Annotated in this window: 12 protein-coding genes; all 12 read left to right on the top strand. The window is 39.5% G+C overall.

The features are described 5' to 3' along the window. Positions 1–4 precede the first annotated feature (4 nt). The 12 genes from ACOQO1_RS11095 (at position 5) to ACOQO1_RS11040 (ending at position 15,740) form a co-directional block, all read left to right on the top strand. Positions 5–739 (top strand): TolC family protein, encoded by a 735-nt coding sequence (locus ACOQO1_RS11095; protein ID WP_420602942.1) that lies wholly within the window; start codon positions 5–7, stop codon positions 737–739. A 3-nt stretch (positions 740–742) separates the two neighbouring features. Further along, positions 743–3,091, top strand: coding sequence for a GumC family protein (locus ACOQO1_RS11090; RefSeq protein WP_420602941.1), 2,349 nt, complete (start codon positions 743–745; stop codon positions 3,089–3,091). Then, positions 3,091–4,437, top strand: a complete 1,347-nt coding sequence (locus ACOQO1_RS11085; protein WP_420602940.1) for an oligosaccharide flippase family protein — start codon at positions 3,091–3,093, stop codon at positions 4,435–4,437. Before ACOQO1_RS11090 ends, ACOQO1_RS11085 begins: the two co-directional genes overlap by 1 nt. Further along, on the top strand, positions 4,434–5,918 hold the full coding sequence (locus tag ACOQO1_RS11080; protein WP_420602939.1) for an O-antigen ligase family protein: 1,485 nt from the start codon (positions 4,434–4,436) through the stop codon (positions 5,916–5,918). Before ACOQO1_RS11085 ends, ACOQO1_RS11080 begins: the two co-directional genes overlap by 4 nt. 10 nt (positions 5,919–5,928) lie before the next feature. Beyond that, positions 5,929–6,828 (top strand): glycosyltransferase family 2 protein, encoded by a 900-nt coding sequence (locus tag ACOQO1_RS11075; RefSeq protein ID WP_420602938.1) that lies wholly within the window; start codon positions 5,929–5,931, stop codon positions 6,826–6,828. A 120-nt stretch (positions 6,829–6,948) separates the two neighbouring features. After that, positions 6,949–7,638, top strand: a complete 690-nt coding sequence (locus ACOQO1_RS11070; protein WP_420602937.1) for a hypothetical protein — start codon at positions 6,949–6,951, stop codon at positions 7,636–7,638. 201 nt (positions 7,639–7,839) lie between these two features. Continuing rightward, on the top strand, positions 7,840–9,765 hold the full coding sequence (locus ACOQO1_RS11065; RefSeq protein WP_420602936.1) for an LruC domain-containing protein: 1,926 nt from the start codon (positions 7,840–7,842) through the stop codon (positions 9,763–9,765). Positions 9,766–9,816: 51 nt separating this feature from the next. Continuing rightward, the gene (locus tag ACOQO1_RS11060) at positions 9,817–11,169 is read left to right on the top strand and encodes a UDP-glucose dehydrogenase family protein (protein WP_420602935.1); all 1,353 of its coding nucleotides are present in this window, start codon (positions 9,817–9,819) and stop codon (positions 11,167–11,169) included. A 10-nt stretch (positions 11,170–11,179) separates the two neighbouring features. After that, positions 11,180–12,148 carry a UDP-glucuronic acid decarboxylase family protein gene (locus ACOQO1_RS11055; RefSeq protein WP_420602934.1) on the top strand — a complete coding sequence of 323 codons (969 nt, stop codon included), beginning with the start codon at positions 11,180–11,182 and terminating at the stop codon, positions 12,146–12,148. A gap of 24 nt (positions 12,149–12,172) precedes the next feature. Further along, positions 12,173–13,381, top strand: a complete 1,209-nt coding sequence (locus ACOQO1_RS11050; RefSeq protein ID WP_420602933.1) for a glycosyltransferase — start codon at positions 12,173–12,175, stop codon at positions 13,379–13,381. Positions 13,382–13,387: 6 nt separating this feature from the next. Then, the gene (locus tag ACOQO1_RS11045; RefSeq protein ID WP_420602932.1) at positions 13,388–14,545 is read left to right on the top strand and encodes a glycosyltransferase family 4 protein; all 1,158 of its coding nucleotides are present in this window, start codon (positions 13,388–13,390) and stop codon (positions 14,543–14,545) included. 1 nt (position 14,546) lies between these two features. Beyond that, the gene (locus ACOQO1_RS11040) at positions 14,547–15,740 is read left to right on the top strand and encodes a glycosyltransferase (RefSeq protein WP_420602931.1); all 1,194 of its coding nucleotides are present in this window, start codon (positions 14,547–14,549) and stop codon (positions 15,738–15,740) included. Positions 15,741–15,750 lie beyond the last annotated feature (10 nt).

Here is a 15,750-nt window from a genome sequence, read left to right as displayed (position 1 = left end):
GAGAATGAAATTTATTGCAATTGCATCCTTGTTGCTATGCAATTGTGCCATTGGTCAGGAAATTGACGAGTTTATAGCCAAAAACCTTGAAAAGAATGATATAACCAAGGTGCTTCCATCATTGGATAGCCTAATTACATTGGCACATGAAAAGTCTCCCGAACTTAAATATCGTGATGCCGATCAAAAATATTGGAAGGCCAGACAACGTTTGGCGCAAACCAGATGGTTGGATTACTTTTATTTGGAGGCGGTCTACAGCTATGGCGTGTTTGATAACCTGACAGCTTCCCAGATATCTGGAAACCCACAAGCCAGTCAAACACTTTTTTCAACAGAACAGGACAGATACACTTTTGGACCTTCGTTGAAAATACCCATTTCGGCAATCCTAAATAGGAAAAACACCATTAGATCGGCCAAGGCCGAGGCGGAACGATCTGTATACGAAAAAGAAATTGACAAAGCCCAGCTTCGTGAATTGGTCATAACCAGATATAATGCTCTGGTCAAGGCGCATAGATTGCTCTTTGTTTACGGTTCCATTGTGGATACCTATAAGATACAGTCACTTAGAGCTGAAACTGAATACAAAAACGGAATTATTTCCGTACCGGAATACACCCGACTCAGTCAAATGTTGAATGAGGCCATTGTGGCCCATGAAGCCCAAAAATCCGAATTAAGTCTTGCCATTCTTCTTTTAGAAGAAGTTGTTGGGATAAAACTGAACATATAGAGAATGAAGTTTAATCTGCTGTTTTTTGTTAGAATCCTGCTTCGCCATATATGGTTGCTGATATCAGTACCTATTTTATTGGGGAGTTTGGTGTTTTTTCTAACCAAAAACCAGCCTAAGGTATACGACTCCAAAGCAAGAATTTTTACCGCATTTGCCACGGGATCTACCATTGAACTGGATAATACAAAATTTGATTACAGCAAGACCAATATTGCCTATGACAACCTTTTGAATCTGATAAAATCAAGAACCACTTTGGAAACGGTGGCGCTTAAATTATTTGCACAGCATATGCTTTTGGATAGTGCGGATGTCCGGGTTATTTCAAGAAAAAAATATGATGAGTTGATAGAGATTGTACCTGAAGATGTGAGGGCATTGGTGGTCAAGAACGATTTGCAAAAAACCTATGAAAACTTTTTGGCCTATAAGGAAGAGGGCCATGATAATTTCATCAATGAATTGCTCAATCTTGAGCACCCAGATTATAGCATTGGCAAAATATTGGAGAAGATAGGGGTAAGGCGTATTTCAATCAGTGACTTTGTTGATATTACCTATCAGTCTGAAGACCCGGGGATTTGCCAGAACACCTTATTGATTTTAACCGAAACTTTTATCAAGGCTAACGCCGATATAAAAGCCAACCAATCCGATGCGGTGGTCAGTTATTTTGAAACTCAGTTAAATAGGACTACGGATCAGTTGAACGCGGCAGAAAAAGAACTGCTAGATTTCAATAAAGGCAACAAAATCATGAACTACTATGAGCAGACCAAGCAGTTGGCCTCACGTAGGGAAAATTTTGAATTGCGCTATCAAGAAGTACAACAGCGTTACCATGCGTCCAAGGCGGTCTTGCCCAAGCTGGAAAAGAAATTGGGAACACATGAAAAAAAACGACTCCAGAGTAAGCGAATAATTGACTTAAGAAATGAGTTGGCGGAGCTAAACTACACCATCTCCATGAAGAGTTTGGACCTATCACGTGATTCTTCTGTTCAAGCTTCAAATGCCAAAATGATTGTGGAATCCACTAACAGGTTGAATGCTATTAAAGCTCAGCTTAAACAGGCTGTCGATACCGTTTTTGTTGTAGATCATGATAAAAATGGTGTTGCATCATCAAGTATTCTTGGGGATTGGTTAGAGAATACAATTATGTATGAGGGGGCCAAAGCAGAACTTCAAATCCTGGACCAAAAACGTATTGAGTTTGATGAACTCTATACTTGGTACGCTCCTTTGGGAGCAACCATGAAAAAACTGGAACGAAAGATCAATATTGAAGAACAAGAATATTTAAGTCTTTTGCACAGCTTGGGACTGGCTAAATTGCGACAACAAAATGTGGAACTCCAATCGAACCTGAAAATTACGGAGGCTCCTTTTTTTCCTATAAAACCCAATCCAAGTAAGCGAATCATTCTGGTTATAGTAGCAGCGGTCTTTGGTTTCATTTTGGTGGCCTTGACTGTATTGGTACTTGAGTTTTTGGATGGAAATCTGAACACCGCTAAAAGGGCTGAGGAAAAAATAGATTTGAAGGTCTCCTCCATTTTTCCGGTCATTTCAAAGAAAAACAAGAGCATTGACTACGAATACCTGACCAATAAGGCAGTAAATGCCATTTCGAAGAACATGATTCTTAACCAATTCAAGAAACAACAGGAGGGGCCGGTGGTCAATATGGTTTTTTCTACCCAGGAGAATGAGGGAAAATCATTTATCTGCGAGCATTTAGTATCCAAACTCTGTGAATTGGGATACAAAATATTACATATTACTTATGATCCTTATGAGGTCGAAATGTCGCATCAACGTGATACCGCCATTTCTTATGTGGTCAATGATCAATATGAGATTGAGGTAATTGACGAGCGTTATCAGCAGGCCATGAACGAATTTGACATTGAATGCGAAGTACAACCTATAGATGATAATTATGCACAGATTGTCTATGAGGTTACAGATAAGCTCTACAAAATTTCAACCATTGAAGAGTTTGACAGCTCACGTCGAATTTTGGATTTCAACTTTTTCGATTTTGTGATTTTAGAGTTGCCAAGTATTATCAAGAATCCATTTCCTGTAAAATTGGCCTCGACCATTGATTTTTCCTTTTTGGTAACCCGAGCAAACCGACCTTGGAGCAGTGCAGATGCCAATGCATTAAAAGTATTTACAGAAGCTACAACGGGACCTGAACCGACTATCATCTTGAATGGTGTAAAAGTGCTTGAGATGGAAACCGTTGTGGGGGATTTACCTAAAAAGCGATCACGATTTAGAAAATGGATGAAGAATTTGGTACAGCTACGATTCTTTTCTAAAAAATCAATAGCCTAATGCTAAAAAAACTGGGAAACATAGTACGCGAAAAAAATATGAGCTCATTGATGACCAATGTGCTGATAGCTGCTTTGGGTTTGTTCAGTTTTATGTTACTGACCCGGCAATTGAGCAAAGAATTATTTGGTGATTGGGTCTTATATGTCACCTTGGCCACTTTTGTGGATCTTTTACGATTTGGGTTGACGCAGACTTCTTCGGTCCGGCTATTATCCGGTGCAAAACAGGAGGACTATAAAAAATTGATGGGATCCAGTTTCAAGATTAATCTTAAACTGCTCGGAATCATAACCTTGTTTTGCTGGAGTTTGTACGCTTTGGTGATAATGGGGGATTTTCAAATCAACTACGGATATTTCCTCTTTCTGGCCTGGTATCCCATTTTGGCACTGACCAACTTAAGTTGGAACAATGCCATGGCTCTTTTTCAGGCTAAGCAAGATTTTAAAGGGATGATGTATGTGCGTTTGTCCAATATCGGGCTGTTTGTTGTTTTTCTAATTTTCAACCAATGGTTGCTGCATTGGGGAATTCTTGAAATTCTCTGGGTACACCTGGGTGTGAATGTGGTATCGAGCATTTGGTGTGTTGCAAAGAAATGGGATGGATGCCTTTATCTAAAACATGCTGAAAAAAAGACGACAAAAGAGCTTATAAACTTTGGAAAATACTCAATGGGAACCCTTATTGGATCTAGCTTGTTAAAAAGCGCCGATACATTTATTATTGGAATGAGCCCAATTTTGGGGTCGGCCGGAATTGCCATGTATGCCATTCCCCTAAAGCTTACGGATCTTTTGGGAATCCCATTGCGAAGCTTTACCATGACGGCCTATCCAAGAATGTCCAAAAAATGCATTGATGGTGATATGCAAGGAGTTCGCAAAACTTTTTACGCCTATTCCGGAGCCATTACCCTATTGTTTGTTCCCGTTGCAATTGTATGTTTCATTTTGGCCGAAGAGTTGGTGCTTATTTTAGGTGGGACCGAATACATTGAGGTATTGCCACAATTGACGCTTATTTTTAGAATTTTCACCCTCTACACGCTTTTGTTGCCTATAGACAGATTCACAGGTGTACTTTTAGATAGCATCAACAAACCCAGACTAAATCTGAACAAGGTCATTATCATGACTTTGGCAAATATTGTGGTGGATTTTATTGCAGTGTTCGTATTTGAATCCTTGGCTTGGGTTGCCGTGGGAACAGTGATCTTTACCATAATTGGGATCTTCTTAGGTTTTTACTATCTGCGTCGCGAGATTCAAATTCAATCCAAACGCATTTTTCCCGAAGGGATACTTTTTTTCAAGAGCCTTAATACCTATTTGGTACCATGAATCCGTTTGAGCGAACATATGGTCAGGATTTGCTCAAAAAGCCATTGCCGATAATTACACTATTTTCTTTGGCAATTGCATCCGCTTTGCTCATTGCTTCAAAGGGAATAATTGCTGGAATAGGAATCATTGCATTTCCTCTGGGGGTGTTGTACGTAATCAATCTATTTCTTAATCCAAGAATCGGAATTATAACCATTATTGCCTTTAGCTTTTTTGTTACTGGAATTTCAAGATACCTTCCGGGGACCTGGGGTTTAATGATAGATGGCTTGTTGTTTATGATGTACTTGGCTCTCTTTTTTAAAGAGTTCAGGATACGATTGCCATGGAACAATGCACGTTCGCAATTGACCATCTTGGTCAGTATTTGGTTTGGTTATGCCATGATGCAAGCAGTAAACCCAGAAGCGGTTAGCATTGAAGCTTGGTTCTATGCCATGCGGGGGATAGCGCTCTACCAGTGGTTGATTATTCCATTGTGCTTCATTTTGTTCAACCGGCAAAAGGATATGATGACCTTGTTTATGATTTGGGGTGTGATCAGCCTTTTGGGAACTTTAAAAGGAATCGTCCAACTTACGCTTGGAGTAGACCCTTTTGAACAAGCTTGGCTAGATGGTGGAGGTGCTGTTACCCATGTACTATTTGGAAAGCTTAGGATTTTCTCCTTTTATTCTGATGCGGGACAGTTTGGTGCATCACAAGGACATACTGGGGTTGTATTCGGGATTTTGGCCCTCTTTATGAAAGACAACTTTAAACTTAGGGCATTTTTTGGCTTTGTGGCGATCATGGGGCTTTATGGGATGTTGATTTCAGGGACCAGAGGTGCAATTGCCGTACCTGCAATGGGCGGGGTCATGTTCATTATTGTAAGAAAACATATTCCTAGTATTGTTTTAGGTGCGATGGCTGGAATAGCGATTTTTGTCTTTTTCAAATACACTACCATTGGCAATAACAATGACCAAATCAGAAGGATGCGTACCGCATTCGACCCTAACGATGCATCCTTGCAAGTACGTTTAGAGAATCAAAGAAAACTGTCAGGGTATTTGGCATCTAGACCTTTCGGAGGTGGTATAGGATCAACTGGAAATTGGGGGCAACGGTTTACGCCACATACGTTTTTGGCAAACACAGCAACGGACAGTTGGTTTGTGGCCATTTGGGCCGATATGGGAATCATTGGTCTATGGTTGCACTTGTTTATTCTATTTTTTGTTTTGATCACAGGGGCATACAATTGTATGTTCAAAATCCGGGACGATTGGTTAAAAGGACAGATAACCGCTTTGGTGTGTGGTATGGCCGGAATTATGCTGGCCTCTTATGGAAATGGGGTGTTCGGACAGTTTCCCACTGGAATCTTAATGTATGTGGGCATGGTTTTCATTTTTATATCTCCAAAGTTGGACAAGAAAATCCAACAGCAAAAAGCACAATTGGAACAAGAAGAATTAGCTCTAGCAGCATAAACAAAAAATTATGTCAGAAAAATTTCCTTTGGTGTCCATTATCACCATCAATTATAACGAATCGGAAGTAACCCTTGAGATGTTACAATCCCTAAAGGGATTAACCTATCCAAATGTTGAGGTGATTGTAGTGGATAATGCATCGCCCAATGATGATCCAGATATGATCAAAGAGCAATTTCCCGAGATAACTTTGATAAAAAGCAAAGAAAATCTTGGATTTGCCGGCGGAAATAACCTAGGCGTAAAACAATCCGAAGGGGAATATCTGTTGTTCATTAATAATGATACTATTGTTCCGGAAGGATTTATTGAACCTTTGGTTCAAACCTTACAAAAAGATGAAACCATTGGAATGGTAAGTCCCAAGATTAAATTTCATTGGAATCCTGAGTTGATTCAGTATGCGGGCTATACTCCCATGAGTCACTGGACCATTAGAAATAGTAGTATTGGATACCACCAAAAGGATGATGGACGTTTTGATATTGCAGGGGAAACCGAATCCATTCATGGAGCTGCTATGATGGTTCCCAAACAAGTAGTGGATAAGGTTGGAATGATGACCGAAATATACTTTTTATACTACGAAGAGCATGATTGGGCAGAGATGATCAAGCGTGCCGGATATAAAATCTACTATCAGCCAAAATCCTATATTCTTCATAAAGAATCAATTTCCACAGGAAAATTTAGTCCATTGAAAACCTATTACATTTCCCGAAACCGGATTTTGTTCGCTAGACGAAACTTTAAGCCATTGCAATTGGGAATCAGTCTGTTGTTTCAATGCTTCGTTTCCATTCCCAAAAACAGTCTTCAGTTTTTGGTTAAAAAAGAACTCCAACACTTCAAGGCATTTTGGAAAGCCATTTCATGGAATTTGACACACAAAGCGGAAATGGGATAAGTAAATTCAGAGGCATTTTTCGATTCTGTCAATGCAAAATAGGCTTTCATCAATTAAAAGATGGGGTAGGTGTAATATTTTCTATTTTTAACTGGATAGATTTTAATAAAGCACATATATATGTCACAAAGGAAAAAACCATGGGGCACCTATATTTTTTTAGGGGCCATCTTATTTAGTGGATTCATGTTCTATATGATGAGTACCAGTGAAACCAGTAATGGGGTGGTAAATTTGGTTTTAAAAAAGAATAATAAAGTGTATGTCTACTCAAATATGGGGTCAACAATAGTTCAAAGCAGTATCGCAAAAAGGGAAAGCCCTAGCACTATGGCATTTATACAGATGTATGAGGAAGATGATAAGCTCTACATTGCGCCAAATAATGTAAAAGATATAGTCAATCTGCTTTGTGGTAACTATCAAATACATGACTATCCTGAAAAAAGCTCGGATGGTTATGTGACTTCTGGTAGTTCAACATGTTTTGAAAGTACCTATGTAAATCAAACTACCAAAAATATTGGTGAACAGGTAAGTGTTAATACAGTGAAACTGACCAGCGAGAATACAGGTAAGACTTTCAACGTCATATCAGAAACAAACAAGAGGACATTTAAGTCTAAAGCTTTGAAAAACTGCTATGAAAAGTCCTTTATGATAAAAACATCGGTGCAGCCAGGCGAATTTGTCATTGCTTCAAAAGATTTCATAATGGTCAATCTGCAGGATGTGGTTGATTTTTATGGGAACAAAGTTACTCTTACCCTAAACAAAGAGGAGCAGATTTTATATGTAGAGTATCTTTAAAGAGTACAAAATCAACGAGTTATTGTTAGTATTGGGTTATTTTTCCTTTAGACGGCCTTTTGCCTAAAAAAAGCACGTATTCTTTTTTATGGAAACCGTTAACTCGGCGTTGACAACACGAATTGAACACTTTACAACAAATACTTTTCCTTCTAAAAATGTAGGATAATATTTACAATTGTATTTATTAAACCTACTTTAATGCTCAGAAATGTAAAAATAGTCGTCTTATCCATGCTCCTGTCCATTTCATATGGATGTGTGAGCGAAAAAGATCTGGACCCACCTGCGGAAGTGGAAGGTCCCCTTTCTGCATTTGATATACCATCAAGTTTTGATTTTTCTACAAGCAGAAATGTTACCGTGACTTTGGATGTTCCTGAACTTCTGGAAAATGCCGTATTTACACTACATAGTAAAAAAGGATCACAAGATAGTGTTGCCTTTGCAAAAGCAACATTTGATACAAATGGACACTTTGAAAAGAAATTTGATTTAGGAACCGAAACGGATTCTATCTTAATTACCACAAATTATTTGGGATTGACTCCATTGGTGCGATTGCCCATTGTAAACAATAGTATCAGTTTTGATTACAGTACTTTGTATGATCGTAGCAACCCAGTTTCCGGTAAAATAAAAAGTGTTGACCTAAGGGCAAAAACCAATAAACCGCCAGGAGATATCGATTTTGATTTTTTGAGTAGCCATAACTCAAATGGGGTTCCTGATGTAATGGAAACTCCAGATGTGATTACCCAGGAATTGTTGGATGATATCAATGCATCCCTTCCTGAAAATCAAAATGTAAAGGATCTCCATCCCGAATATTTGGACAACAAAGAAACCAATTTGGTGATTACAGAGGAGGCCGATGTTTGGGTCACTTTTGTGGCCGAAAGTGCGGTCTGGAGAAATACGTTGGGCTTCTATTCATTTCCTGTGGGCAATGCTCCCGCATCACCTGATGATATCACTTCCCATACCGTTATTTTCCCCAATGCTTCAATGAATGGGGCCGGAGGAGGACTTTTTCCTGGAGATAAGGTCCATATTGGAAGATTTCCAGCAAATACGGTGGTTTCGTGGTTTGTGGTTTCAAACGGATGGAAAGGGAACAAAGTGGGCAAAGGTCAACATACCTATTATTCCGAAGAAACTTTTAATACGGACAATAATAATAAGTCCCAAATGGTACTACTGCATGATTCGAGTAGAAATCTTGCAGTTTTGGGTATAGAGGATGGTCCTAGAAATGGGGATGACGGGGATTTTAATGATTCGCTGTTTTATATCACTTCAAATCCTGTAAGTGCGGTTCAAGTATTGGATTTTGCTACACTTGATGTGGCCAATGATGCCGATGTGGACGGAGTTGACAATACTCTGGATGATTTCCCTTTCGATTTTAATTTGGCCTTTAACAATTTTGCTCCTTCCATCAATTCCTCTGGGAAAATGGTTTTTGAAGACTTATGGCCACACGTTGGGGACTACGATTTTAACGATTTGGCGATGGACTATAACTTCAACCTGATGGCCAATGCCGATAACATGGTAACAAAACTGCAGGCCACATTCACTATAGAATCCATTGGAGGACATTTGGAAAATGGATTTGCTTTTACGTTTCCAATAGCACCCTCAAACATTTCAAGCATAACCGGACAGGTCTTAAATGCAGGTTACATCAATGTCGATGCTAATGGCACCGAGACAGGAACAGCCTCAGATGAGACTGTAATTTTTGTGATTGGGAATGTGGTTGGTAGAGAAGGCGAAACCATTAATATGGAAGTTACGTTCACCAATCCAATGTCTGTGACCTCGCTGGGGGATGTCCCATTCAACGCATTTTTAATTGCAGATGGAGTTAGGGCCAAAGAAATACATCTACCGGATTTACCTCCTACCAGTAAGGCTGGGTTTCTGGCCACGGGTGACGATTTTAGTAACCCTTCGAACGATAGGTATTATAAAACAAGCATGAACCTTCCGTGGGCACTGAACATTTACGAAGGTTTTGTGCCTCCTCGTGAAACAGTATCCATTAGTGAGGAATATCCCGATTTTGTGAATTGGGCCAACTCAGGGGGAACCCAGAATCTAGATTGGTATATAAAATAACATTTCAAGTAATAGAGCATTTAAAATCAACCTTAATAGAAATATCAAATTATGAATATAACAGTTATCGGAACAGGCTATGTGGGCTTGGTCACAGGAACCTGCTTTGCAGAAACCGGAATCAACGTCGTTTGTGTGGATATTGATGAGAAAAAAATTGAAAAACTCCGAAATGGGGAAGTTCCTATTTATGAACCAGGACTTGACGTGCTTTTAGAGCGAAATATGGACAAAGGAAGAATCTCCTTCACCACCAACCTCAAAAAAGGAATCAAAGAAAGTGATGCTGTTTTCATAGCTGTAGGAACACCTCCGGATGAGGATGGAAGCGCAGATTTAAAATATGTCTTGGGTGTGGCCAGGGAAATAGGTCAACATATGGAAGATTACAAAGTAATCATCACCAAAAGTACGGTACCCGTTGGCACTTCTTATAAAGTTAAAGCTACTGTCGAAGAGGAATTGGCCAACAGAAACGCTCGTATTCCTTTTGATGTGGCTTCAAACCCCGAGTTTTTAAAAGAGGGAAGTGCTGTTGAAGATTTTCTAAAGCCAGATCGTATTGTGGTGGGGATTGAAAGCAAGCGTGCCGAAAAAGTGATGCGCAAACTCTACAAACCCTTCTTAATGAATGGGCATCCACTATTGTTTATGGATATTTTTTCTTCGGAAATGACAAAATATGCTGCTAATTCCATGCTAGCTACCAAGATCAGCTTTATGAACGATATCGCAAACCTATGCGAATTGGTTGGCGCCAATGTCGATTTGGTGAGAAAAGGGATTGGTTCAGATTCCAGAATTGGAAATAAGTTCATTTATCCGGGAACGGGATATGGAGGGAGCTGTTTTCCCAAAGATGTTCAGGCTTTGGTAAGAACCGCAGATGAATATGGACATTCTTTGGAGGTTCTAAAAGCAGTTGAAGCAGTCAACTATCGCCAAAAATCAGTGTTGGTAGAAAAGATAAAAGCGCACTTTGGCGAAAATTTGAAAGGTAAACAGTTTGGTCTTTGGGGATTGGCTTTTAAACCCAAAACCGATGACATGCGGGAAGCACCATCGTTGGTCATTATAGATCAGTTAAAAGCACTTGGTGCAAATATTAGAGCCTATGACCCTGTTGCCATGGAAGAAACCCATCGAATTTTGGGAGACAAAATCGAATATGCTAAGGACGAGTACGATGCCATTATAGAAGCCGATGCTTTGATTGTGGTAACAGAGTGGTCTGAGTTTAGAATGCCAAATTTTAGAATTCTCGAAAAATTAATGAACGAGAAACTCATTTTTGATGGCAGAAACGTGTACGATCCCGAAGAAATGAACGAAATAGGATTTGCTTATTACAGCATTGGAAGGAATGCGGTGAACAGTAAAGAAAAAGAAACAATAAAAATTTAATAGGGGTAAAATGAAACGAATATTGGTAACCGGGGGAGCAGGTTTTGTTGGCTCTCATTTATGTGAAAGACTTTTAAGTGAAGGAAATGAGGTGGTTAGCATGGATAACTATTTCACGGGAAGAAAGAGCAAGATTGTCCATTTGATGGACAACCCATACTTTGAAATAATCCGGCACGATGTAACCTTGCCCTATTTCTTGGAGGTAGACGAAATCTATAATTTGGCATGCCCGGCATCGCCAGTACATTATCAGCATAACCCTATCAAGACAATAAAAACATCTGTTTTAGGGGCGATAAACATGTTGGGATTGGCCAAGCGTATCAAAGCAAAGATTCTTCAAGCATCAACAAGTGAGGTATATGGAGACCCTGAGCTGCATCCTCAGCCAGAGGATTATTGGGGGCATGTAAACCCAATTGGGGTAAGATCATGCTACGATGAAGGAAAACGTTGTGCAGAATCGCTGTTTGTCAACTATCACAATTCAAATGATGTTTTGGTGAAGATTATTCGAATCTTCAACACCTATGGTCCACGAATGGAACCGGATGACGGAAGGGTGGTTTCCAACTTCATTATGCAAGCGCTCCAAGGAAAGGATATCACCATTTTTGGCGATGGTACCCAAACACGAAGCTTCCAATATGTAAGTGATTTGGTAGACGGAATGATCAAGATGATGGATACCGAAGATGACTTCATCGGTCCAATCAACATTGGGAATCCGGGAGAATTCACCATGTTGGAGCTGGCAGAAAATATTATTGATCTAACAGGGTCCAAATCCAGAATCATTCACTTGCCATTACCGGCAGATGATCCCATGCAACGCAAGCCCGACATTTCGTTGGCGCAGGAAAAGTTGAATGGGTGGGAGCCGACTGTAGATCTTAGAACTGGCCTTGGAAAAACCATTGAATATTTTGATAATCTGCTCAAGGAAAAATCCATAAAAGAATTGATTGAAGGGTAATTGATAACTAATACGAATACGTACATGGATGTAATAAAAATTTTGGTCAATAGTTTGGAAATCCTTTTAATAGGATACTTCGGATTTGCATCCATTTATGTGTTCGTTTTTTCCTTTGCTGGACTTTTTTCGGTAAAAAAAAGGAAAGAAATACTCCAAAAACAACGGAAGTTTGCTGTGCTCATTCCTGGTTATAAAGAGGATAGTGTAATTGTGAATGTGGCCCAACAAGCCTTAAAGCAAACCTATCCACAAAATCTGTATGAAGTAGTCATAATCGCGGATTCGTTTCAGCAATCCACCTTGGACAAACTTCAAAACTTACCCTTAAGGGTAATAGAGGTTTCCTTTGAAAAAAGCACCAAATCCAAAGCACTCAACCAAGCAATGAAAATCATTGGCGATGATTATGATGTGGCTTTGATCTTGGATGCGGACAATATTATGGAGGAAAACTTCATTGAAAAAATCAACAAAGCCTTTAATCAAGGCTATAAAGTGGTGCAAGGACATCGCATTGCAAAAAACACCAATACTTCTTTTGCCATTCTTGATGCGATCAGCGAAGAAATCAACAACCACATTTTTAGAAAGGGGCATCGGGTTGTTGGACTTTCATCAGCGTTGATCGGATCGGGGATGGCTTTTGATTATTACTTTTTTAAGACCACTATGGCGAATGTGAACGCTGTGGGTGGTTTTGATAAGGAATTGGAATTAAAGCTCCTGAAAAACAGGACGAAAATCGAATATCTTGACAATGCCTTGGTTTTGGACGAGAAGGTTCAAAAATCAGAAGTGTTCGCCAATCAACGTAAGCGATGGCTTTCGGCTCAGTTTGTCTATTTTGGGAGATATTTTATGCCAGGACTGAAAGAATTGCTTACCAAAGGTAATGTTGATTTCTTCGACAAGGTCTATCAAATGGTTTCTCCACCAAGGGTGCTTTTATTGGGATTGGTTTCGGTTATCACATTTGCATATTTTATGCTGAATTTGATTTGGCCGTCAAACTTTATGGTAATTCCTGGAATCTACTGGTATGTCAGCTTTGGTTTGGTCATTTTAGCCTTTGTCTTTGCCGTTCCAAAGCAATTTTACAGCAAAGCCACCTTTAATGCAGTTCTTACCCTCCCCAAAGCATTCATGTTGATGTTATTATCACTTTTCAAATTAAGGGGAGCCAACAAAAAATTCATTCATACCCAACACGGGACCATTAACAGTCAATAAAAAGCAATGAAAATTGGAATAGAAGGACAACGTCTTTTCAGAAAAAAGAAGCACGGTATGGATATGGTGGCGCTGGAGTTGATTAAAAATCTCCAGAAGATTGACCAAAAAAACGAATATGTTGTTTTTGTAAAACCAGATTTTGATGACACCTGTATCCCAAGTGCACCCAACTTCAAGATTGTTGAGCTGAATTCCAGATTTGGATATCCAGGATGGGAACAAATAGCATTACCAAGAGCGGCCTATAAAGAAGGTTGTGATGTGCTGCACTGTACTAGCAATACAGGTCCTCTATTTTCCAAAGTTCCTATCATTACCACTTTACACGATATTATTTATCTGGAAAGCATCAGCCTCCTCAAGAAAGAAGGCACCTGGTACCAAAAATTAGGGAATATGTACCGAAGGTACTTTGTGCCTCCGGTCATTAGAAAAAGTAAAAAGGTGATTACCGTATCCAATTATGAAAAGGAGCGGATAAACAATCATTTTGGATTTAAAGATAATCGGTTGACAGCCATTTACAATGGTGTGGGATCTCACTTTAAAAAGGTGACCGATGCAGCACAATTAAAGACAATTAAAGAACAATACAATCTGCCAAACGACTTCTTTTTCTTTTTAGGAAACACAGATCCCAAGAAAAACACCAAAGGTGTATTGAAGGCGTTTGCCGATTTCAATAAAATTTACCCCAAAAAGTATAAGCTTGTAATGCTTGATTATGATGAAGGAGAATTGTTGAAGTTATTGGATACTACCGGAGGTCGAGAGATTAGGGAGTTGATTCATTTAACAGGCTATGTGCCCAATACAGATTTGCCAGCTATTATAAGCCAGTGCACCATATTTCTGTATCCATCATTGCGCGAAAGCTTTGGTATTCCTATTCTGGAAGGAATGGCCTGCGGTGTTCCAGTGATTACGTCAAACACATCGTCCATGCCAGAGGTGGCAGGAGAGGGAACAGCACTTATGGTGGATCCCTCAAAACCTATTCAGATTACTGAGGCTATGAGAAACCTTATTGAGGATAAAATGCTGGCCAAAGTACTTTCTGAAAAGGGAATCCAGCGAGCAAAGGACTTTTCATGGGAAGCCATGGCAAAAAATGTACTCGAACTATATGAAGATGTCCATAGTGAACTAAAAAGCAATTGATATGATAAAAGGTCAAGACATTGTTGTTGTGGGCATACAGGCCTGGGATATAGAAATTGGCAGTAATTGTAAAAACATTGCCTCTGAGTTTGCCAAGCACAACAGGGTGCTTTATGTGAACCCACCATTGGACAGGGCCACCCTAAAAAGGGAAAAAAATACCGAAAAAGTCCAAAAACGCATCAGGATAAAAAATGGAGAGGAAAATGGATTGGTCAAGCTAGAAGAAAATCTATGGAATCTTTATCCAGAATCCATGATAGAATCCATCAATTGGATTCCCTTTCATCCTATTTTCAAAATATTGAATAGAAGAAATTCAAGAATTTTTTCAAACGATATTCAAGATGCGATTGACCATTTAGGGTTTAAGGATATATTGATCTTTAATGACAGTTCCATGTTTCTGGGATTGCATTTAAAGGAATTTTTAGAGCCCAAAAGCTATACCTATTACATGAGGGATTACCTGATCAAGGTGCCCTACTGGGGAAAACATGGAAGCAGGATTGAACCTCAAGTTATTCAGCAAGCAGATGTAGTGGTGAACAACTCTACTCTGTATGCCGAGTATGGGTTAAAGTACAACACCAATAGTTTTATGGTTGGTCAGGGGTGCGATGTTTCCCTTTTTAATGATGAAAATGGAAGCATTCAGATTCCAAAGGAGTTTGATTCGATTCCAAGACCAATAATTGGCTATGTTGGCTATTTGACCAGTATGCGATTGGATATTGCGCTCTTGGAATACATGGCGAATATGAAGAAAGATTGGAGCATAGTTTTGGTTGGCCCGGAGGATGACGATTTTGGACGATCAGATCTTCATCAAATGGATAATGTCTTCTTTTTGGGAAGCAAAGATGCCTCTCAGCTTCCAGCATATGTAAAAGGGTTTGATGTGGCCATGAACCCACAGGTGGTGAACGATTGGACCATTGGGAATTACCCACGTAAAATTGACGAGTACCTAGCCATGGGGAAACCCACGTTGGCAACCCAGACCAAGGCTATGGAAATGTTCAAGGACCATGTCTATCTAGGGACCAACAAAGAGGAATATATCCAATTGGCTGAAAAAGCCTTGACAGAAGATTCACCAGAGTTGCAGCAAAAGCGGATTGCATTTGCAAAAAGCCATACCTGGGAAAACAATGTGCTTGCCATTTACGATGCCATTAAAAAATCAGCATAAAGCAAAAGAT

The sequence above is a fragment of the Flagellimonas sp. genome (assembly GCF_965222555.1).
Classification (GTDB): domain Bacteria; phylum Bacteroidota; class Bacteroidia; order Flavobacteriales; family Flavobacteriaceae; genus Flagellimonas.
The sequence above is the reverse complement of the archived record's forward strand: the minus strand, read 5'-3'. Positions and strand labels throughout refer to the sequence as shown.